The sequence below is a fragment of the Salinibacter sp. genome (assembly GCF_042218895.1).
In the GTDB taxonomy this organism is placed as follows: domain Bacteria; phylum Bacteroidota; class Rhodothermia; order Rhodothermales; family Salinibacteraceae; genus Salinibacter.
The window spans coordinates 1-16,390 of the sequence record NZ_JBDGQQ010000108.1 but is presented as its reverse complement, the minus strand read 5'-3'; the positions used below and the strand labels follow the sequence as shown (position 1 = coordinate 16,390).

Below are 16,390 nucleotides of genomic sequence, written 5' to 3'. Positions count from 1 at the left end.
TTGTTCGATGCCACGTCGGTGGGACTTCCCCCAACGCTTCACGAGTGGGCCGAGACCGGGCCCAACGCGAGCCGCACGGAGATGCACCTGAAACTCAGCGGCCTGGACGGACGATCTCAGGAGGCAATCCCGACCCGACCGGGTAGCAACGGCAACACTCAGTTCAGCGATCCTTTGAATTTGGAGGAGGACGAAACCCGCGTCTGCGTGTTCGACGTCGGGTACTTCGACATCGACCTCCGCCACCAGATCACCGACACTGGAAACCACCTCGTGACGAAGCTGCACGACAACATCAAGCCGGGGGTGATCTGCACGCGACCTGTTCCCGATGACCATACCGATGCTGGCGGATGCACCGACTGCGGCTACGTGGTGCTGGAGGATCGGTACATTCGTCTCACCGGACGTAAGATGTTGCGAGAGGATTCTGAGGGCAAAGGCCTCCACAGACTAGACCCCCTGAGATCCGGGCGGACTTGCTCGGGATGGATGCCGCGCAGATCTGTCGGCGCCACCACCGCTGGTCGAGTGAGATTGTGTTTCGCCGGCTCTCTGGTCGGTTGCAGTTGGACCACTTCGTCAGCCGGGACCCGTGGGGGATTATCCGCCAGATCGTGACGGCTCTGATCGTCTGGGAACTTCCGGTCATCCACGACCGGGACAACACCAAGTTCAGCCCCGAAAAGCTGATGCGTCAGGTGCGCCACGCGCAACGGCAGTGTCAGAAGCACGGCGTCAGCCCGTTCGATTAACGTTACACTGTTGACCCCTCCCCCAAAATGACCAACACCGACGTGAGCATTCTCGGGTGCGGGTGGCTCGGCCGTGCGCTGGGCCAGCACCTCGTCGAGCATGACGTTCGCGTGCGGGGATCCACGACGACCCCCGAGAAGGTAGAGGCGCTCCAACGGGACGGCATCGAACCGTATCTCCTGACCCTCGACCCCGGCCTGTCCGGAGACGACGTCACTTCGTTTTTTGCGTCTCCCGTCCTCATGCTGAACGTGCCCCCGCCTCGAGGCCGCGACGACATCCGCTCCTGGCACCTTCGCCAGATCGACGCCGTGCGCTCGGCCGCCGCCGAAGGCGCAGTGCGGTGGGTGCTCTTCGCGAGCTCGACGTCGGTGTACCCGAACGTTGAACAGCGCGTCGCGGAGGCCGACGTCCCCCCGGGCGAGCCGGACGCCCTGTCTGGCCCCCGCCGGTCGACAGGGCGGGTGCTTCTGGAGGCCGAGGCCCGCCTGATGGACGATCCGGCCTTCGACACGACGATCGTGCGGTTTGGGGGGCTGTACGGCGACGACCGACACCCGGGCCGCTTCTTGGCCGGCCGATCCGACGTGGGGCGCCCTGAGGCCCCGGTCAATCTCATCCATCAGGACGACTGCGTGTCTCTCCTCCGAACGCTCATCGAGCAGGACTGCCGAGACGATGTCTACAACGCTTGCGCCGACGCCCACCCGACTCGCAGGGAGGTGTATACCCGCTCGGCAAAAGTTCTGGGGCTGGAGCCTCCCTCCTTTGACGACACAGATGCGACCATGGGCAAGATTGTGGACAATCAGAAAGTGAAAGACCAGTGCGGGTACCAGTTTCGCCATCCAGATCCGCTCGCCGACCTGGAAGCGCCGGGGACCTAGAGAGGAATCCTGTAACATTTCTAGTACGCCTTGAGCGTCGCTGAAGAGGGCTTGACTTCCGGAGAAGCGGTTCTGTTGTTGGGGGCAGTCTTCGAGAAAGTCCTTGCGGGCAATTGCCCGACAACGCAAGGAAATCGTCCGAAGACTGACAGTTCTTCAGCAACCTTCTCACCGATCACTCAGGGGTATGCCAACTTCCACCGACGCCCGTCCCGTGCTCGACGAAGCGCCCACCACCGAGTCATTCCGGACGGCGGTCCTGACTGGACTCCAGAAAACACAGAAGCGGATTCCCTCAAAATTTTTGTACGACGAACGGGGCTCCGAACTTTTCGACAGGATCTGTGAGCTCGACGAGTACTACCCCACGCGCACAGAAATGGGCATTATGCGGCGCAACATCGACGCCATGGCCGAGACCATCGGTCCCCGGACGCGCCTCGTCGAGTATGGAAGCGGGAGCAGCCTGAAGACGCGCATCCTTCTTGACCACCTGGAGGACCTCGCCTCGTACGTCCCGGTGGACATCTCGAAAGATCATCTCGCCGCGGCCGCCGATGCGCTCGCCGAGGACTATCCCGCCATTCCCGTCCAGCCGGTGTGTGCCGACTACACGACCTCCTTCGAGCTTCCGGATCCCCCCTTGCCGGCCGCATGCACCGTGGCGTACTACCCCGGATCGACCATTGGCAATTTCCGGCGGGACGACGCGCGAGCCTTCCTGGAGCGCGTTGCCCGCACGGTGGGAGAGGACGGCGGTCTGCTCATTGGGGTTGACCTGAAGAAAGACGTGGATGTCCTTAAGGCGGCCTACGACGACTCGGAGGGAGTCACGGCGGCGTTCACCAAGAATTTGCTTCGCCGCATGAATCGGGAGCTGGACGCCACGTTTGATCTCGAGGCCTTCGAGCACCAGGTGGTGTGGAACGCCGACCGGGGATGCATCGAGAGTCACCTCCGGAGCACGACGGCCCAGACGGTGTCCGTTGCGGGAGAGACTGTTGAGTTCGAGGAAGGAGAGACGATTCACACCGAGGATTCCCACAAGTACACGCTTGACGGATTCGCTGCCCTTGCGAACAAGGCAGGCTTTGAGGTCAGCCGGGTGTGGACGGATGATCGATCGTACTTCAGCGTCCAGTACTGCACTGTCGGCGCTTAGCCGGAGACCCCAAGGGGGCGCAGTCGGGAGGGCACGGAACGAGTAGAGGGGAAGTCACATCCGTATCTTCCCCACTCACCTCGTGCTCCAATCATCAAATCGCCCGTCAGCATGGCTCACGCATTCTTTCTGGGAATCGACGCCGGACCGAACGACGACTCCTCCCACGCTGTGGCCCACACGCTCCTCGAGAAGGAGAAGGAATCTTCCGACGACGTCGCAACCTACCGCCTCGATCACATCCAGCGCCACACGGATGTCTCGTCCGCCGACGACCTGGCCGATCGCCTTCAAGGGTTCGTTGCGGACCGTCCATACATCGGGCGGACGAGCATCATCGCCAATCGAGGAAACGAATTCGGCGAGGCCCTTGTCGAGGCGCTCAGGGATCGGGGATTGGATCCGGTTGCGGCCACGTTCACCCAGGGAACGGGAACGGCGAGCGGCGGAACGGACGAGATGGGGGTTCACATGGGGGGCATCGACGTCATCCGAACGCTCGCCGATCTCTATCGCGATGGGAAAATGGTGCTCGAAGGCTACTCGACGGAAGTGGGGTCTCGGCTGGCACGCGACGTTCAGATGCTCGCAGAGCAGCTCGACGAGGCCGACGGGGACATTGAGGCCCTCGAGACGTCCACGGACGGTCCCTCGTTCGACCCGGAGGCCCTTCACGTCACGAGTGCAGCCCTCGCGGCCTGGCTGGGGGCTGAGCGCTCCTTCGACCCCTCGCAGCACCTGAAAGAGTCTCCACAGACCGGGCCCTCCTCGGCTGAGCGGTCTGAATTGTGACAAATCGCGAAGAGACGGGACGGACTGGGGGCCTTTGGGAACGGGACGAGAGGAGTATCTTTTCGGAAAATGTAATCAGCACCTTCTGTCCAAGTGAGGAGCTGGGTGCCCAACTCATCCCTGCATCTCATCCCAACTACCTGCAAGACGGTCATGAGTCATCCGTGGCACGATATCGACGTGGGCCCTGACGTCCCCGATGTTTTCAACTCCATCATCGAGATCCCGCAGGGCTGCAAGGTGAAGTACGAGCTCGACAAGGATAGCGGACTGCTGCGGGTAGATCGAATGCTCTACTCCTCGGTCGTTTATCCGGCCAACTACGGCTTCATTCCGCGCTCCTACGCGGACGATGGGGACCCGCTCGACATGCTCGTGTTGGCCCAGGAGGCCGTAGACCCGCTGAGCATCCTCCGCGCCCGGCCCATCGGGATGATGAGCATGCTCGACGATGACGAGGAGGACGCAAAGATCATTTGCATCCACATGGACGACCCGGCGTTCAATGACTACTGGCACATCAAGGAGCTCCCGGACCATCGTCTCCGTGAGCTCCGCCGGTTCTTCCAGGATTACAAGGCACTGGAGAACAAGACCGTTCGGGTGCAGGACTTCTTTGGGCCCGACCGGGCGAAAAGCATCGTTAAGGGAGCCATCGAGCGGTACGGGGACGAGATTGCCCCGATGCGGGATGGCGTGATGCATGAGAAGTGAGGTGCCACAGGCGGGCGGACGGTCACGGTCTGTGAGTTGCCCTGATGAATATTGTTCTCGGGACCCGGAATCGAATGGGGAACGGCGAGGCCCCGCGTCCCGCTCGCAGGCAATTGGCAAGTGGGTTCAAGTCTTGCACCGGGGCTAGAACGGCCGCAGGGGACGAAGCAAGAAGCGGAGGGGGAAAACCGCGGAGCGCGTTGCGCGTGGCGGCAGAGAGTGACAGGTAGAGAGCGACGAGATGCTGAGCGTGCTGTACCTGATGTCCGGTACACGGGCAACATCCACGCTCTGAACGAGCGATTAGGCCTCCGCGCCGGAGTGTGTGCGGTCCAGATCTGTGTATGCCGCGAGCCGGTCGCGGTCATGGGGGGTGGTGCAGAGGCTTACTGTGACGAACACCGCCACGTTGGCGACGAGCCCGTAGACGCCCTCGTGCAACAGAATGGGGCGGAGGTGCGGCTCGACCAGAAACAGCGTGTTCACCCCGATGCCGGTGAGGAGGCCCGACAGCGCGCCCGCTCCGGTGGCCCGCGGCCAGTAGAACGCGGCGAAGACGAGCGGGAAGATCTGCGCCACCCCGCCGTAGGCGCCGAGCAGGAGCGCCACGATGCCCACCTCCGAGAAGACCGCGAAGTAGTACGCCGTGGCGCTGATGGCGACCACGAGCCCCCGAATCCACTGCCGCTGCCGGGAGTCGCTCATCGTACCGGTAAGAAGCGGCTTGATTCCGTCCCGGAGACCAATGGAGGCGGCGGAGTGAAGGATCGCGTCGCCCGACGACATCGACGCGGCCAGCGCCCCCGCGCACACCAGCCCCACCAGAACGGGCGAGAGCTCGATCTGTGTGAGCAGGTGAGGCACAATGGTGTCCGGATCGGAGACCTCCGGAAAAGCGAGCACGCCCGCGAAGCCGATCAGCAGGATGGGCACCAGGAAGAGCTGGAAGGTCGGGTAGAGCACCACCGTGAGCTTGAGCGTCCGGTCGCTGCGGGCCGTGAAGGCGCGCATGAAAAGGTGCGGCCACATCGAAAAGCCGACGGCCGAGACGATGACCGCTGAGCTGTACCCGGCCCAGTTCCACGGAGAGCCGTCGTTGGCCAGGCCGGGTGCTTCGAGCATTGCCTGCTTTCCGTTCGCCGCGATGGCCTCAAACATCGGCTGAATGCCCCCGTGCAGCGCCTCCGGCAGGTAGAGCCCCAGAAACCACGCCACGATCATCATGAAGAGGCCCTGCACCGTGTTCGTCCAGCCGATCGCCATCATGCCGCTGGCGAAGACGTAGACGAGAACCACGCCGTAGGCCACCAGCGCTCCCAGCCACTGCGGCACGACCCCCTCCGAGATGGTCTCAAGAAGGAGCCCTGCCCCCTTCATTTGCAGCGTGAGGTAGGGCACGAACGCGACGACGCTAAGCACCGCCAACGCCACCGAGAGCGTGCGGCTGTCGTACCGGTGGGCCAGCATCTCCGCCTGGGTGACAAAGCCGAGTTCTTCGCCCACCTGCCGGGTCCGAGGCCCCAGGAAGTAAAACGGCACCATGCCCACGGTGCCGTAGGCGATGATGTAGAAGGCCGCCGCGCCCCGCGAGTAGGCCCAGCCTGGGGCGCCGAGAAAGGCGAACGACGAAAAGACCGACGCCCCGAGTACGAAGTAGAGCACGATCACCCCGAGTGTCCGATCCCCCGCCACGTACCCATCGACGCTCGCCGACACGGTGCGGCCCGACCACACGCCGAGCCCCAGTACGAGGACGAGGTAGAGACCACAGATCAGAAGGATGACGGCCCACTCAGGCATCGCAAGAGCGCGTTGGATCGAGGACTGTCAGAGGAATGACCTACGCCGAGTCGTCGGACGCATCCCAGCGGTAGAGCAAGACCAGAGCGACGAACATGACGATGAGCCAGCCCACGACCCAGGCAAACGACAGGGGAAGGCCCAGGACATAGGGCCGAGTGCCCCCGACGAGCGGGTACACGGGCCAAACGAGCGCGAGCCCCGCGACCAGAGTTACGACCAGAAAGGCGAGGAGGGGAGTGCGTCGGGCATCGTCCCGGAGGCCTGGGAGCACGAGACCCCGGGGACAGTCGTCAGGAGAATCAGACACGGGCCGATGGAGTGAGAGTTGAAGGGCGGTGTGCCTATCCCAGAGGGGGGAGTCCAGACGGCTTGCGTGCGGGGAACTCGATACGGACGAGCCGTGGTCCCTCCGTTTCCGTCCGCGGGACTACGCTGGAGTGCGTCTCTTCGGCTTGGGCGTCATGGGACGGGGACGACCGCTCGTGATGCGGGTCACCGCCGCTCCGGCAGGAGTAAATGATGGACGCGGCGAGAAGGAGCGCAGCGGCGCCTGCGAGGGTGAAAAACGTACCAGCGAGAATCGTGCGTTTCATGACGCGTGGGGGGCGGTGATTGAGCAGGGGGAAGAGCAGGCCGTCGAGGCGGTGTGAGCCGATCTTAGAAAGGGACCTCTTCCTGACTCGCTCCGTAGTCAGACTCGTGCTCAGTCGTCTGGATGTCAATACCCTCGGCTGAAAACCCGAAGAGGTCTTCGGGGGAGAAGACGAGGCGGAAGTCGTGCTCGTCGAAAAACGGCTCGAACTTCCCGGCAAACTCGTCGAGCCGCTTCAAGTAGTAGGCCGTGTTTTCGTCCGGGTCGTCCGGGTCCCACTCGTCGGCCAGCTTGCAGTGCCTGAACGCCGTCACGTCGGCGCTGTCGCCCGTGATGTAGTACGAGATGCGGTCGCCCTTCCGCACCGACTGTCCCGTCCTCTCGGCCTTTTTCTTCGCCAGCTCGTAGGCCGCGGCGCGCGGGTGCTGGCCCTCCTCCACATCCCGCTCGTACTGCTCGATCGTGTCCTTAAGGCTTTCGGTGCGGGCGAAGCTGTCGGCACCCTCCCAGTCGTGATCGATAATTTGATCGCGGGTCTTGACATACAGCTCGTGAAGGGCCTCCACGTCGCGGTCAAGGAGGCACCGGATGGCCTGCCGCACGAAGCGGCGCCCGAACGCCTCGTTGGAGCGGGAGATGAGGGAGGAGCCCTTAAACTTGAGGTCGCCGTCGTAGGTGAGGAGGGCGTAGTTTTTCTTCTTGTACGAGAGCATCTTCTCGTACCGCCCGTCGAACCCTACCCGAATGCCTTCGGGCATGGCGTCGGTGAGGCCAACGGTAAAGTCAACTTCGGCCTGCTCGCCCCGTGCGTCCTCCGGAGGGACGAAGAAGACCCCGTCCGTGTCCACCTCGATCACCGTGCCGCCTCGCTCGCGGATCTCGTCGATCAGCTGGCGCAGGATCTGCTGCCCGGTGCGGGCCACCCGGTCGGCCTCCTCAAAATCGTTGAAGGCGGAGAGGGAAAAGCCGAGGACGCCGTAAAAGCTCTGGCCGGTCCAGTTGAACTTGCGGTTTCGACCGGCGAGCACCGTGTGATTGTCGGCGACGGTCAGGCAATAGATCATTCCGGAGTAGTCGACCTGTTGCCGGTGCTTTGGCTTGATCGTCGGACGCTGGCCTCGGACCTTGTTCACCTGAATCCGATGGGAGCCGTCGTTTGGCATATGGAAGGCACGACGCCCCACGTGCATCGCGAGGCGGAGAAAATCTTCGGCCAACTGGTCGCTGGAGGTTGTAAAACGATCTTTTTTCGCATTGCCGTCGCCCTGCATCAGGGTTTCGAAAACAAGCTGTAGTTGATCGGCCCCGAGACCAAAGATCCAAGGAGGAAGTTGCTTGCTAAAACTGTCTGATCCGCACTCGGCCTCCAAAATCTGATACAGCACTTTCGAGCAGAACGAATGGCCATTCTGGTCGGTGCTGTACGTGATTCCTGTACGATCGAGCAGGTCAGCGATTTGTCCACGTCCGTCTTCATTTTTCTGACAGAGCGTAGTCCGGTACGAGACGCCGCGCACGTTCCCGTTCGCGTATTGCCGGGCCTTGCTTTTGTAAAGGGTGCCTTCCGTCGTGAACCACGCAAGCATGCGGAGCCACTCGTCCAATTCGTATTCTTCCGGTTGCCAGCGTGCCTGCCGGCGGAGCTCCTTGATTCCGCGCGGACCCGTTTTGTGCTCAATACTGAGCCGGTCACACGCTGCAGACAGAGAAACCGAGGAAGGCACAGTGTCTGCGGCGGGGAACGGCTGAAGAGAAGGGAGACGGCGGCGAATTCGATCATTCAGCATGTCCGACGCCGTTTCCCACTCCAGATCGGTATATTCTCCGGACGTGAATCTCTGCGTCAAGAACCGGTGGTTCGGCGTGATGAGGAAATCGGTATGCCGGTTTTTGATCTCGACCATCGGCCCCTCGTAGTGCTGGGCCTGCGTGGCCGTGACGGGTTTGATCTCCACCTCTTGCGTGTCCGGGTTGAGCGAGTAGACGCGGTCTCCAATCTCCACCTCGTCGACCGACTTGATGCCGTCGACCGTCATTACCTCTGTGTCCGGGTCGAAGCAGTTAATGAGTACCTTGTAGGAAGACTGTCGCGCGTCGAGCTCGCTGCGCACTTCTTCATCCTCGGCGTCGTTCATGTCCTGCTTGGTCTCCAGGCGCAGGTCCGTGAGCCGCTCCAGGAGCTGTGGGAAGAGGTCCAGCTCGTCGCCGGACGGCTGCACGCCGTAGTTCAGCATGATGGAGGGGTACAGGCTCTCCACGTCGGCGTACACGACAGGGCCCATCACGCCGGTACGAAAGATGTCGGTGTAGCCGCCCGTCGACTGACTGCCCCATTCGCTGCGGGGCAGGGCGCAGCGCTGCCGCAGGTACTCGCGGACGAACAGGCTCTCGATTTTGGACGCTGGGCCGCGCCGTGCCGACGACCCGTACGTCATCGGGAGCATCTGGGTCAGGTAGAAGGTGGACCCCGACAGATGGCCCGCGAGACGCTTGGTCTCGATCACGTCGTCGAGCGCGTAGTCCAGTAGCGCCTCCCGGTTGGTACGCCACGCCTTCGAGATCTCGGTCCCTTCAATGTAGGTGCGCTCCTTGGGCGCGAGGTCGAAGTAGCGGGCCGCCGTCTTGAGGCTGTAGTCCGGCAGGTCGCGCGAGAAGACGTCAAACGACATCACCTGGAAGTAAGTGTCGATGACGTGCCGCCCGGCAATGTCGACGGCAGGGTAGTCCACCGTCCGCTCGGCGAAGCGCATGCTGGAGTCGTATTGCCGGGGCACCGATCCGTCCCGGCCGATGGCAAAGTCGACGCCGTGCAGGGCGCAGCGGTCGAGGAGATAGGAGAGGTCGAATTCGAAAACGTTGTGCCCCTCGATCACGTCCGGGTCGCGCTCCTGAATGACGTACACGAGCTCCTCTAGAAGCTGCTTCTCGCCGATGCCGTTGCGGAGGTGGAGAACTTCGGTCCAGTCCCGGTTGTCGGAGAGGGCCACGATGATGACCTTGTCCTCGGGACGGTCGGCATTGGGAAAGCCGCTCTCCGTGTACACCTCGATGTCGAGTTGGAGGCGGTGCAGGTCGTCGAGCCCCATGCCGAGCATGCAGGTGCGCCCGGTCTGCATCAGGTACTGCTGGGCCGGGGAGCCGACCCGGTATATCTCCTCAGGCTGCTGCTGGTCGCTGTCGGTCCGGCGTTCGACCTGGCGGATCGCGTCCCAGTAGGCATCCCAGGTGCGGAACGCCGCGAGGTGGTCGTAAAAATTGTTTCCGCTCAGTCGCCTGCACCAGAAGGAATCCCGGAGGCCTTCCAGCAGGTGGGCGTCGGAAATGAAGAAGAAGGGGTAGAAGGTCTCTTCGTGCTCGTTAATTGAGCGGAAGTCGTCGGTGCGCTGATAGAGGCGCACCCGGGCTGGCTCGCCGGCGTCGCGGTCCATAAGGGGGTGGACGTCCACGAGGCGCGGCATGGAATCCTCGCCGAAGAGGGCCATGTCCACCGACGAGCGTGCCGTCGTCGATGAGGGAGTGGTGTCCACAGCTGGCGAGGAAGGAGGCACCATTGGATGGGAAAGAAATCTGTTGCGGAACGTTCGATCCGGGTCAACGCGTCGGCGGGTGGGATGTGCCGCCGCGGCTCTCCTTTGGGTTGTGCGGTCCATGCCGTACGTTCTCTACGGCGGGCGGTACGCACTCCGAGATGTTCGCTCTTCCAACTGCATGCCGACACTCACAGTTGATCGGGTTGGGCACCACTTTGGACGATTGCTCTTGTTTCGACAGCTGTCCATGTCCATGAACGGCGGCGACACGCTAGCGGTGACGGGGGCCAATGGGGCGGGCAAGTCCACTCTCCTTCGGATTCTGGCGGGGATTCTTACCCCACGGGCCGGAACGGTCACGCTCACGGTCGATGGTACAACGGTTCCGGACGAGGAATACCCGCTCCACACGGGTCTGGTCGCTCCTGCCGTTGGGGTGTACGGCGAACTCACGGCCCGCGAGAACCTTCGCTTTCTGGCCCAGGCCCGTGGCCTCGCCAGTGCCGACCAACGAATTGAGGCGGTGCTCGAACGAGTCGGCCTCGCCACGCGTGCCGACGACCGCGTCGCCGCCTACTCGTCCGGCATGCGGCAACGAGTGAAGTACGCCACGGCCCTGCTTGCCGATCCGCCCCTTCTGCTGCTCGACGAGCCCGCCGCCAACCTCGACGCGGCGGGGCGCGACATGGTCGCATCGATCGTCGCCGAGCAGCAGGCGCGGAACCAGCTGCTCGTGGTAGCGACCAACCGGGCCGACGAGGCGGACCGTCACGACCGGCAGCTTCGTATCGAAGACCACCGCTAGCACGGATCTGCGGGGCGGGGGCCTCCGAACGTGCGTCACTGCTCGCCATCCCGACCGTCGTCAAGCATGGCCCACGATACGACCGAGATCTACGTTCGAGACCTGTCTGAGGAGGAGGCCGTCGCCTGGCTGGACGAGGTGCTCGAGGGCCTTGAGCAGGTCCGCGAGCAGCCCATCGTGACATACGAAGGGCAGCACGACGGCGCGACCATCCCCGTGCAGATCACCGAGCACGTGAGAGACGGGCCATACACGAGCCTTTGGTTTAACACCCCGGACGTGCCGTGGGACTCGGTCCGCGATTGCGCACGTGCCGCCCACGCCGCCCTTGGCGCCGAGGTTCTTTGCTACCTGGACCGGCCCGAGGAGCCGTGGATTCTCCTCCGAATGATCGATGGGGAGGCGACGCACGTCGACGAGCGAGACCTGGATGGCCTGTAGAGAAGACGCGCCGGGCAGTGGGCTCCTCCACAGGACGTTCAGCGTCCCTGTTGCGCCGAAGACGGGCCAGAATCTGACGGGGACGGCCCGGCGGTGCGGATCACGAAATCCCCATCCTGAGACTCAAGGTGGATCTCGGGGCCGCCGCCATTCACGTCTCCGCGATAGTTGACCTCATCGTCGTCCTCGTCGTCAGCGATCCGGATCGGGCGCAGATCGAAGCCAGACCGCAGGTCGACATCGTCGTCGAAGTCCGTGTCGAGATCGAATCCAGCGTTGGGGGGAAGGGTCATCGTGACGTCCCCGTCGTGGGTGTTGGCAGAGACCGAATGGGACAGCGACGTGAACGAGACGCGCGCGGCGCCGTCGTGGGACTCAAACCGGAGGCCTCCGTCCACCTTCCTGGCGGTAAGGTCGCCATCATGGGTCTCTACGGAGAGGCGACCCGTCACGCGGCGGAGTTCCATCCGGCCCTCGTGGGTGTCGATCCGCACGTCCCCCGTCTGGTCGGCAATCGAGATGGGGCTCTCGTGGCTGTCGATGGTCACCGAGCCCCGCTGCTCGGCCACGGAAATGCGACCCTCGTGCGTGTCGATGCGGAGATCGCCCGCGAGCCCCGTCACGTCGATCGTCGACTCGTGGTCGTCGAGGACGAGGGACGCGGTGCGGGGCATCTTGATCGTGTAGTGGACCGCGGGGATGTTGATGCCGCCCCACCGGAAGCCATCCTCGTCGAAGCCAAAGACGACCGATTCGTCGTCGCCCTCCTCGTGCTTGGTGGCGAGACGGAGCCGGTCATTGGTCACCCGCGACTGGATGGTGACTTTCTCGGCGTTCGGGTCTTCGTCGGTCGGCATGATTTCGGCCTCGTACTGCACCTGATCCCGATCCCAGGTGCTTACCGTGATGCTGCCCTCGTGGTTGCCCACCTTCACCTCCCCGTCGGCGGCGAGAGGCACCGTGTTGCTGACAGTGCGGGCGGGAGCTTGGGCGAGGGCCGCGGGGGAGAGCACCAGGGGGAGGAGCACGCATGCCAGTACGGAGCAGAGTAGAGAGCGAGACAGGGGCATAAGCGAGATAGAATGGTTTCGCAACGGAACGCGGGAGTGGAGACCGAAAATCCTCTCGGTCGTCATCACACCAGACAGGTCCACTCGCCAATCCGTTGCACCCCTGTAGTCACTGCTCAGAGCTGGGCCGTGATCACCGGGAGGTCTCCGATTGTCCGCCCAGGATTTGGTCAACGGACACGGGATCGAGAGAGGGAAGGGCCGCCACGGCGGCCTCCTCGTCGGGGCCGTAGGTAGTGTGCTTCGTGTACTGGGTTCCCTCGGGGGTGTGGTAGACGTGCACTTGATTCTCCCCAAGAGCAACGACCCAGTACTCCGCGATGCCTGCGCGGGCGTAAAGGGGAAGCTTCGTTTCTTGGTCGAAGTCCAGAGAACTATCGGCCACCTCAACAATCAGGAGGACGTCGTCGGGGCCCGGATGGTGCGTCGCGTACTCGTCCTCCCGGGGAGATAGGAGCGCGAGGTCCGGTTCCGGCTCCGAGATGTCGCTGAGCCGAATCGGATTCTGCACGCCCACAAAGGCCTGCGATTCTATTTTGGAGTGGAAGAACCTGTTCAGGCGCCGAACGCACGCAGCATGCTCACTCCCAATCGGGGACATGAGGTAAATTTGACCGTCGAGTAGTTCGACATTTTCCTCCTCGGGGAGGACACCTGTTTCGGCCATTTGGTAGTACTCCTCCACCGTGAACCGACGCTGGGTGGGCGTTTTTGGGGGAGCCGTCGCCGTGGTCATCGTGCAATGGGGCCCATCAAAAGGGAGTGGCTAGACGTGCTCTTCCGCGTGGTACGACGAGCGCGTGAGCGGACTGCTCTCGACGTGCTCGATGCCCTTCTCTTCCCCGACCTTCTTGTACCAGTCGAACACCTCGGGCTCGACCCACTCCTCGACAGGGAGGTGGTGCTCAGTGGGCTGCATGTACTGGCCAATCGTCATCACGTCGAGGTCGATCTCGACGAAGTCGTCCATAATCTCCAGCACCTCCTCCTTCGTCTCGCCGAGACCCACCATGATGCCGCTCTTCGTGCGCAGGCCCTCGTCCTTGGCCCACTGCAGCACCTTCAGGGACCGCTCGTAGTCGGCCTGCGGGCGGACGCGGCGGTAGAGGCTGGGCACCGTCTCCACGTTGTGGTTGAAGATGTCCGGCTCCGCGTCGAACACCGTCTCGCAGGCATCGCGGATGCCGCGGAAGTCAGGGGTGAGCACCTCGCAGGTGGCGCCGAGGTCGTGGATGCGCCGAATCACCTCGGCAAAAATGGGCGCGCCGCCGTCCTCGCGCTCGTCGCGGTTGACGCTGGTAATGACGGCGTGGTCGAGGTCCATCTTGTCGACGGCCTCCGCCACGCGCCGGGGCTCGTCCCAGTCGAGGCCGTCCTGGGGTTGTCCGGTCTTCACGGCGCAGAAGCCGCAGGAGCGGGTACACACGTCGCCCAGAATCATGAACGTGGCGGTGCCGCGGCTCCAGCACTCGCCCATGTTTGGGCAATTGGCGCTCTCGCACACCGTGTGCAGGTCGTGGTCGTCGACCGTCTCGCGGACCTCCTTGTAAGATTCCCCCTGTGGAAGCGAGACGCGGAGCCAGTCGGGTCGTTGGCCCCGTTTGTTCTTGTTCGTGTTCTCGACGACCGGAAGTTCGACAAAGCCAGGGTCGCCATCGCCGGAGGGGCCGATGGGGTCGGGTTCCACAGCGCCCATGTCCGTCTCGCCGGGCATGGTGGGCTCGTTCTCAGAGGTGTCCGTGTCGCGGGTCGTGGTGGTGGACATACGCAGTAGGGAAGGGTCATTCAGCCAGCCATCGAACCGGGCGAAAAGCCCGGTTGTGCCGGTATAGAAACACGGATGGAGAGGTACGAGGGGCCACGCCGCCCGTTCCTCTTGCCCGGACTGCTGAGCGGCCCGCAATTGGCCCTGGCAAACGGATAACAGAGACGTGGATTTTGGGAGCCGAGAGGCCGGACCGGCGGACGGGTCGGGGGCAGGAGCGACGGTCAGTTGCGGTCGTCGTCGAGGTCTGTCCGCAGCAGCCCGAAGTAGAGCACGTCCATCAGGGTGCCATCCTTCTCACGGTGGCGACGGAGCCGTCCTTCCTGCGTGAACCCGGCCTTCTGCAGCACCCGCGCTGAGGCCTCGTTCCGGGCGAACACCTCTGCCGTGAGGCGCACCACCTCCAGTTCTGCGAAGGCGTAGTCGACGAACCGGCGCACCGCCTCCGTCATGATGCCCCGGTTCCAGTAGGGCTTGGCAAGCCAGTAGCCCAGTCGGGCGCGGTGGGAGGTGCCCACGACGAACTCGTCGGCCCCCACCACGCCAATCAGCCGACCCTCCGGAGTGCGGATGGCGAAGGTGGTCTCCGCGGGCTGCTCGCTGCGGTGACGGATCCGTTCCTCGATCCACGCCTCGGCGTCGGCCTGGGTGTAGGGGCGCGGAATGTGAAACGTATTCCGCCAGATCTCTCGCGCCTGCAGATGCTCCACGAGCGCGTCTTTGTCGCGCGGCTCGACGCTGGAGAGGACAAGTCCGTCGGGAAGGGGAAGGCGACTCATGACACCGAATGTTGTAGCGCGGACCATCGCTGAAAAGCACTCTCCGAGGCTGCCCCCAACGCGCTTCCAGGGACCACAGATTTGATTGGACTGGAAAGAAAGCAGACACCTCGTTTAAAGTTCTGCTCGGTGGTGCGCGGTTGCATCGGTGTGGATGTTCTGCACATGTTGACAGGCTGTCCTCAAACCGTGAGACTGTAGGTATGTCGCTCACGGGGGGCCCTACCGATCCCCCGAATTTTTACCACGCTCCCACCGCCCATGTCCCTACGCAATCTCCTTCTTGTCTTTGCGATACTCCTGGCCGGCTGCTCGTCCGGCCCCACCGCCGACCTTGTTCTGACGAACGGAACGGTAGCCACACTCGATGAGGACCTCGGGGACGCAGAGGCCCTCGCCATCGCGGGCGACACGATTCTGGCCATTGGCAGCGCGGCAGAGATCGACGACTACACCGGAGCGGGCACGCGCTCCATCGATCTCAATGGGCGGCTCGCCGTACCGGGCTTTATCGAGGGGCACGGCCACTTCATGGGGATGGGCGAGGCGCAGATGCAGCTCGGCCTCCTGGGCACGGACTCGTGGAGTCAGATCGTCGCGAGGGTCGACTCGGCCGCCGGGGCCACTCCGTCGGGGAGATGGGTGGAAGGGCGCGGGTGGCACCAGGAGAAGTGGACCTCGACGCCAGCGCAGATGGTTCGAGGCTTCCCGACGAACGCCCGTCTCAACGAGGTGGCCCCGAACACGCCCGTCTACCTCACCCACGCCAGCGGCCACGCCGCCATCGCCAACGACGCGGCCCTCGACGCCGCGGGCATCGGCCCGGACACGCCCGACCCGGACGGCGGCACAATCGTGCGCGACGCGCAGGGCCGCGCCACAGGCGTCCTGCTGGAGACGGCCGAGGGGCTGGTGCAGGATGCCCTCGAGGCGTCGCGCGGCGACCTGAGCGCGGCGGAGCGCCACGAGCGTCAGCGCAAGAAGGTCCGTCTCGCCGCGGAGGAGGCCCTCGCCCACGGCGTCACCAGCTTCCACGACCAGGGTGCCTCGTTCGGGACCATCGAGCTGTACCGTGAGATGGCGGAGAACGGGAACCTCGGCATCCGGATGTATGCGATGGTGTCGCAGAGCGAGGTGTCGCCCGAGACCCAGGATCAACTGGCGGACCTCCGCACGGTGGGCGCCGCCGATCATCACTTGACGGTGCGCTCCATCGGCGAGGTGACCGTGGACGGGGCACTCGGCTCCCGCACTGCCTGGATGCTGAAGCCCTACAACGATGCCCCGAACTCCA

The 16,390-nt window shown here is 63.7% G+C and carries 16 protein-coding genes; 9 read left to right on the top strand and 7 right to left on the bottom strand.

Translation table 11 applies throughout. The annotated features are described in order from the left end of the window. Nucleotides 1-488: 488 nt before the first annotated feature. The 5 genes from ABEL04_RS09755 to ABEL04_RS09735 all read left to right on the top strand — a co-directional run bounded on the left by ABEL04_RS09755 (nt 489) and on the right by ABEL04_RS09735 (nt 4,311). Nucleotides 489-755 carry a hypothetical protein gene (locus ABEL04_RS09755; protein WP_375802203.1) on the top strand — a complete coding sequence of 89 codons (267 nt, stop codon included), beginning with the start codon at nt 489-491 and terminating at the stop codon, nt 753-755. Between the two features lie 27 nt (nt 756-782). After that, nucleotides 783-1,643 (top strand): SDR family oxidoreductase, encoded by an 861-nt coding sequence (locus ABEL04_RS09750; protein WP_375802202.1) that lies wholly within the window; start codon nt 783-785, stop codon nt 1,641-1,643. Nucleotides 1,644-1,830: 187 nt separating this feature from the next. Next, complete coding sequence (egtD, locus tag ABEL04_RS09745) at nt 1,831-2,805, top strand: L-histidine N(alpha)-methyltransferase (protein WP_375802201.1); 975 nt, start codon at nt 1,831-1,833, stop codon at nt 2,803-2,805. A 111-nt stretch (nt 2,806-2,916) separates the two neighbouring features. Then, nucleotides 2,917-3,597 carry a hypothetical protein gene (locus tag ABEL04_RS09740; protein WP_375802200.1) on the top strand — a complete coding sequence of 227 codons (681 nt, stop codon included), beginning with the start codon at nt 2,917-2,919 and terminating at the stop codon, nt 3,595-3,597. Nucleotides 3,598-3,750: 153 nt separating this feature from the next. Continuing rightward, nucleotides 3,751-4,311 (top strand): inorganic diphosphatase, encoded by a 561-nt coding sequence (locus ABEL04_RS09735; protein ID WP_375802199.1) that lies wholly within the window; start codon nt 3,751-3,753, stop codon nt 4,309-4,311. Nucleotides 4,312-4,614: 303 nt separating this feature from the next. Here the strand turns inward: ABEL04_RS09735 and ABEL04_RS09730 are convergent, their stop codons facing one another. Both ABEL04_RS09730 and ABEL04_RS09725 read right to left on the bottom strand, forming a co-directional pair. Beyond that, nucleotides 4,615-6,111: a sodium:solute symporter gene (locus tag ABEL04_RS09730; RefSeq protein WP_375802198.1), complete on the bottom strand. Its 1,497-nt coding sequence runs from the start codon at nt 6,109-6,111 to the stop codon at nt 4,615-4,617. Nucleotides 6,112-6,151: 40 nt separating this feature from the next. Beyond that, nucleotides 6,152-6,421, bottom strand: coding sequence for a hypothetical protein (locus ABEL04_RS09725; RefSeq protein ID WP_375802197.1), 270 nt, complete (start codon nt 6,419-6,421; stop codon nt 6,152-6,154). Nucleotides 6,422-6,575: 154 nt separating this feature from the next. Between ABEL04_RS09725 and ABEL04_RS09720 the strand changes: the two genes are divergently transcribed. Continuing rightward, nucleotides 6,576-6,764, top strand: coding sequence for a hypothetical protein (locus ABEL04_RS09720; RefSeq protein ID WP_375802196.1), 189 nt, complete (start codon nt 6,576-6,578; stop codon nt 6,762-6,764). 7 nt (nt 6,765-6,771) lie between these two features. On the opposite strand, the gene ABEL04_RS09715 is transcribed toward ABEL04_RS09720, so the two are convergent. Beyond that, a complete protein-coding gene (locus ABEL04_RS09715; protein WP_375802195.1) occupies nt 6,772-10,257 on the bottom strand; it encodes a DNA polymerase domain-containing protein in 3,486 nt (1,161 codons plus the stop codon). Between the two features lie 97 nt (nt 10,258-10,354). On the opposite strand from ABEL04_RS09715, the gene ccmA reads away from it, so the two are divergent. Next, nucleotides 10,355-11,041 carry a heme ABC exporter ATP-binding protein CcmA gene (gene ccmA / locus ABEL04_RS09710; RefSeq protein ID WP_375802194.1) on the top strand — a complete coding sequence of 229 codons (687 nt, stop codon included), beginning with the start codon at nt 10,355-10,357 and terminating at the stop codon, nt 11,039-11,041. Nucleotides 11,042-11,107: 66 nt separating this feature from the next. Next, nucleotides 11,108-11,482, top strand: a complete 375-nt coding sequence (locus tag ABEL04_RS09705) for a hypothetical protein (RefSeq protein ID WP_375802193.1) — start codon at nt 11,108-11,110, stop codon at nt 11,480-11,482. A gap of 38 nt (nt 11,483-11,520) precedes the next feature. Here the strand turns inward: ABEL04_RS09705 and ABEL04_RS09700 are convergent, their stop codons facing one another. The 4 genes from ABEL04_RS09700 to ABEL04_RS09685 form a co-directional block, all read right to left on the bottom strand. Then, nucleotides 11,521-12,552 carry a DUF4097 family beta strand repeat-containing protein gene (locus ABEL04_RS09700; RefSeq protein ID WP_375802192.1) on the bottom strand — a complete coding sequence of 344 codons (1,032 nt, stop codon included), beginning with the start codon at nt 12,550-12,552 and terminating at the stop codon, nt 11,521-11,523. Nucleotides 12,553-12,685: 133 nt separating this feature from the next. After that, nucleotides 12,686-13,288, bottom strand: a complete 603-nt coding sequence (locus ABEL04_RS09695) for a Uma2 family endonuclease (RefSeq protein WP_375802191.1) — start codon at nt 13,286-13,288, stop codon at nt 12,686-12,688. 30 nt (nt 13,289-13,318) lie between these two features. Next, the gene (gene lipA, locus ABEL04_RS09690) at nt 13,319-14,317 is read right to left on the bottom strand and encodes a lipoyl synthase (RefSeq protein WP_375802190.1); all 999 of its coding nucleotides are present in this window, start codon (nt 14,315-14,317) and stop codon (nt 13,319-13,321) included. Nucleotides 14,318-14,541: 224 nt separating this feature from the next. Then, nucleotides 14,542-15,096, bottom strand: a complete 555-nt coding sequence (locus ABEL04_RS09685; protein ID WP_375802189.1) for a GNAT family N-acetyltransferase — start codon at nt 15,094-15,096, stop codon at nt 14,542-14,544. A gap of 261 nt (nt 15,097-15,357) precedes the next feature. On the opposite strand from ABEL04_RS09685, the gene ABEL04_RS09680 reads away from it, so the two are divergent. After that, a partial coding sequence (locus ABEL04_RS09680) for an amidohydrolase (RefSeq protein WP_375802188.1) occupies nt 15,358-16,390 on the top strand: 1,033 nt, incomplete at its 3' end.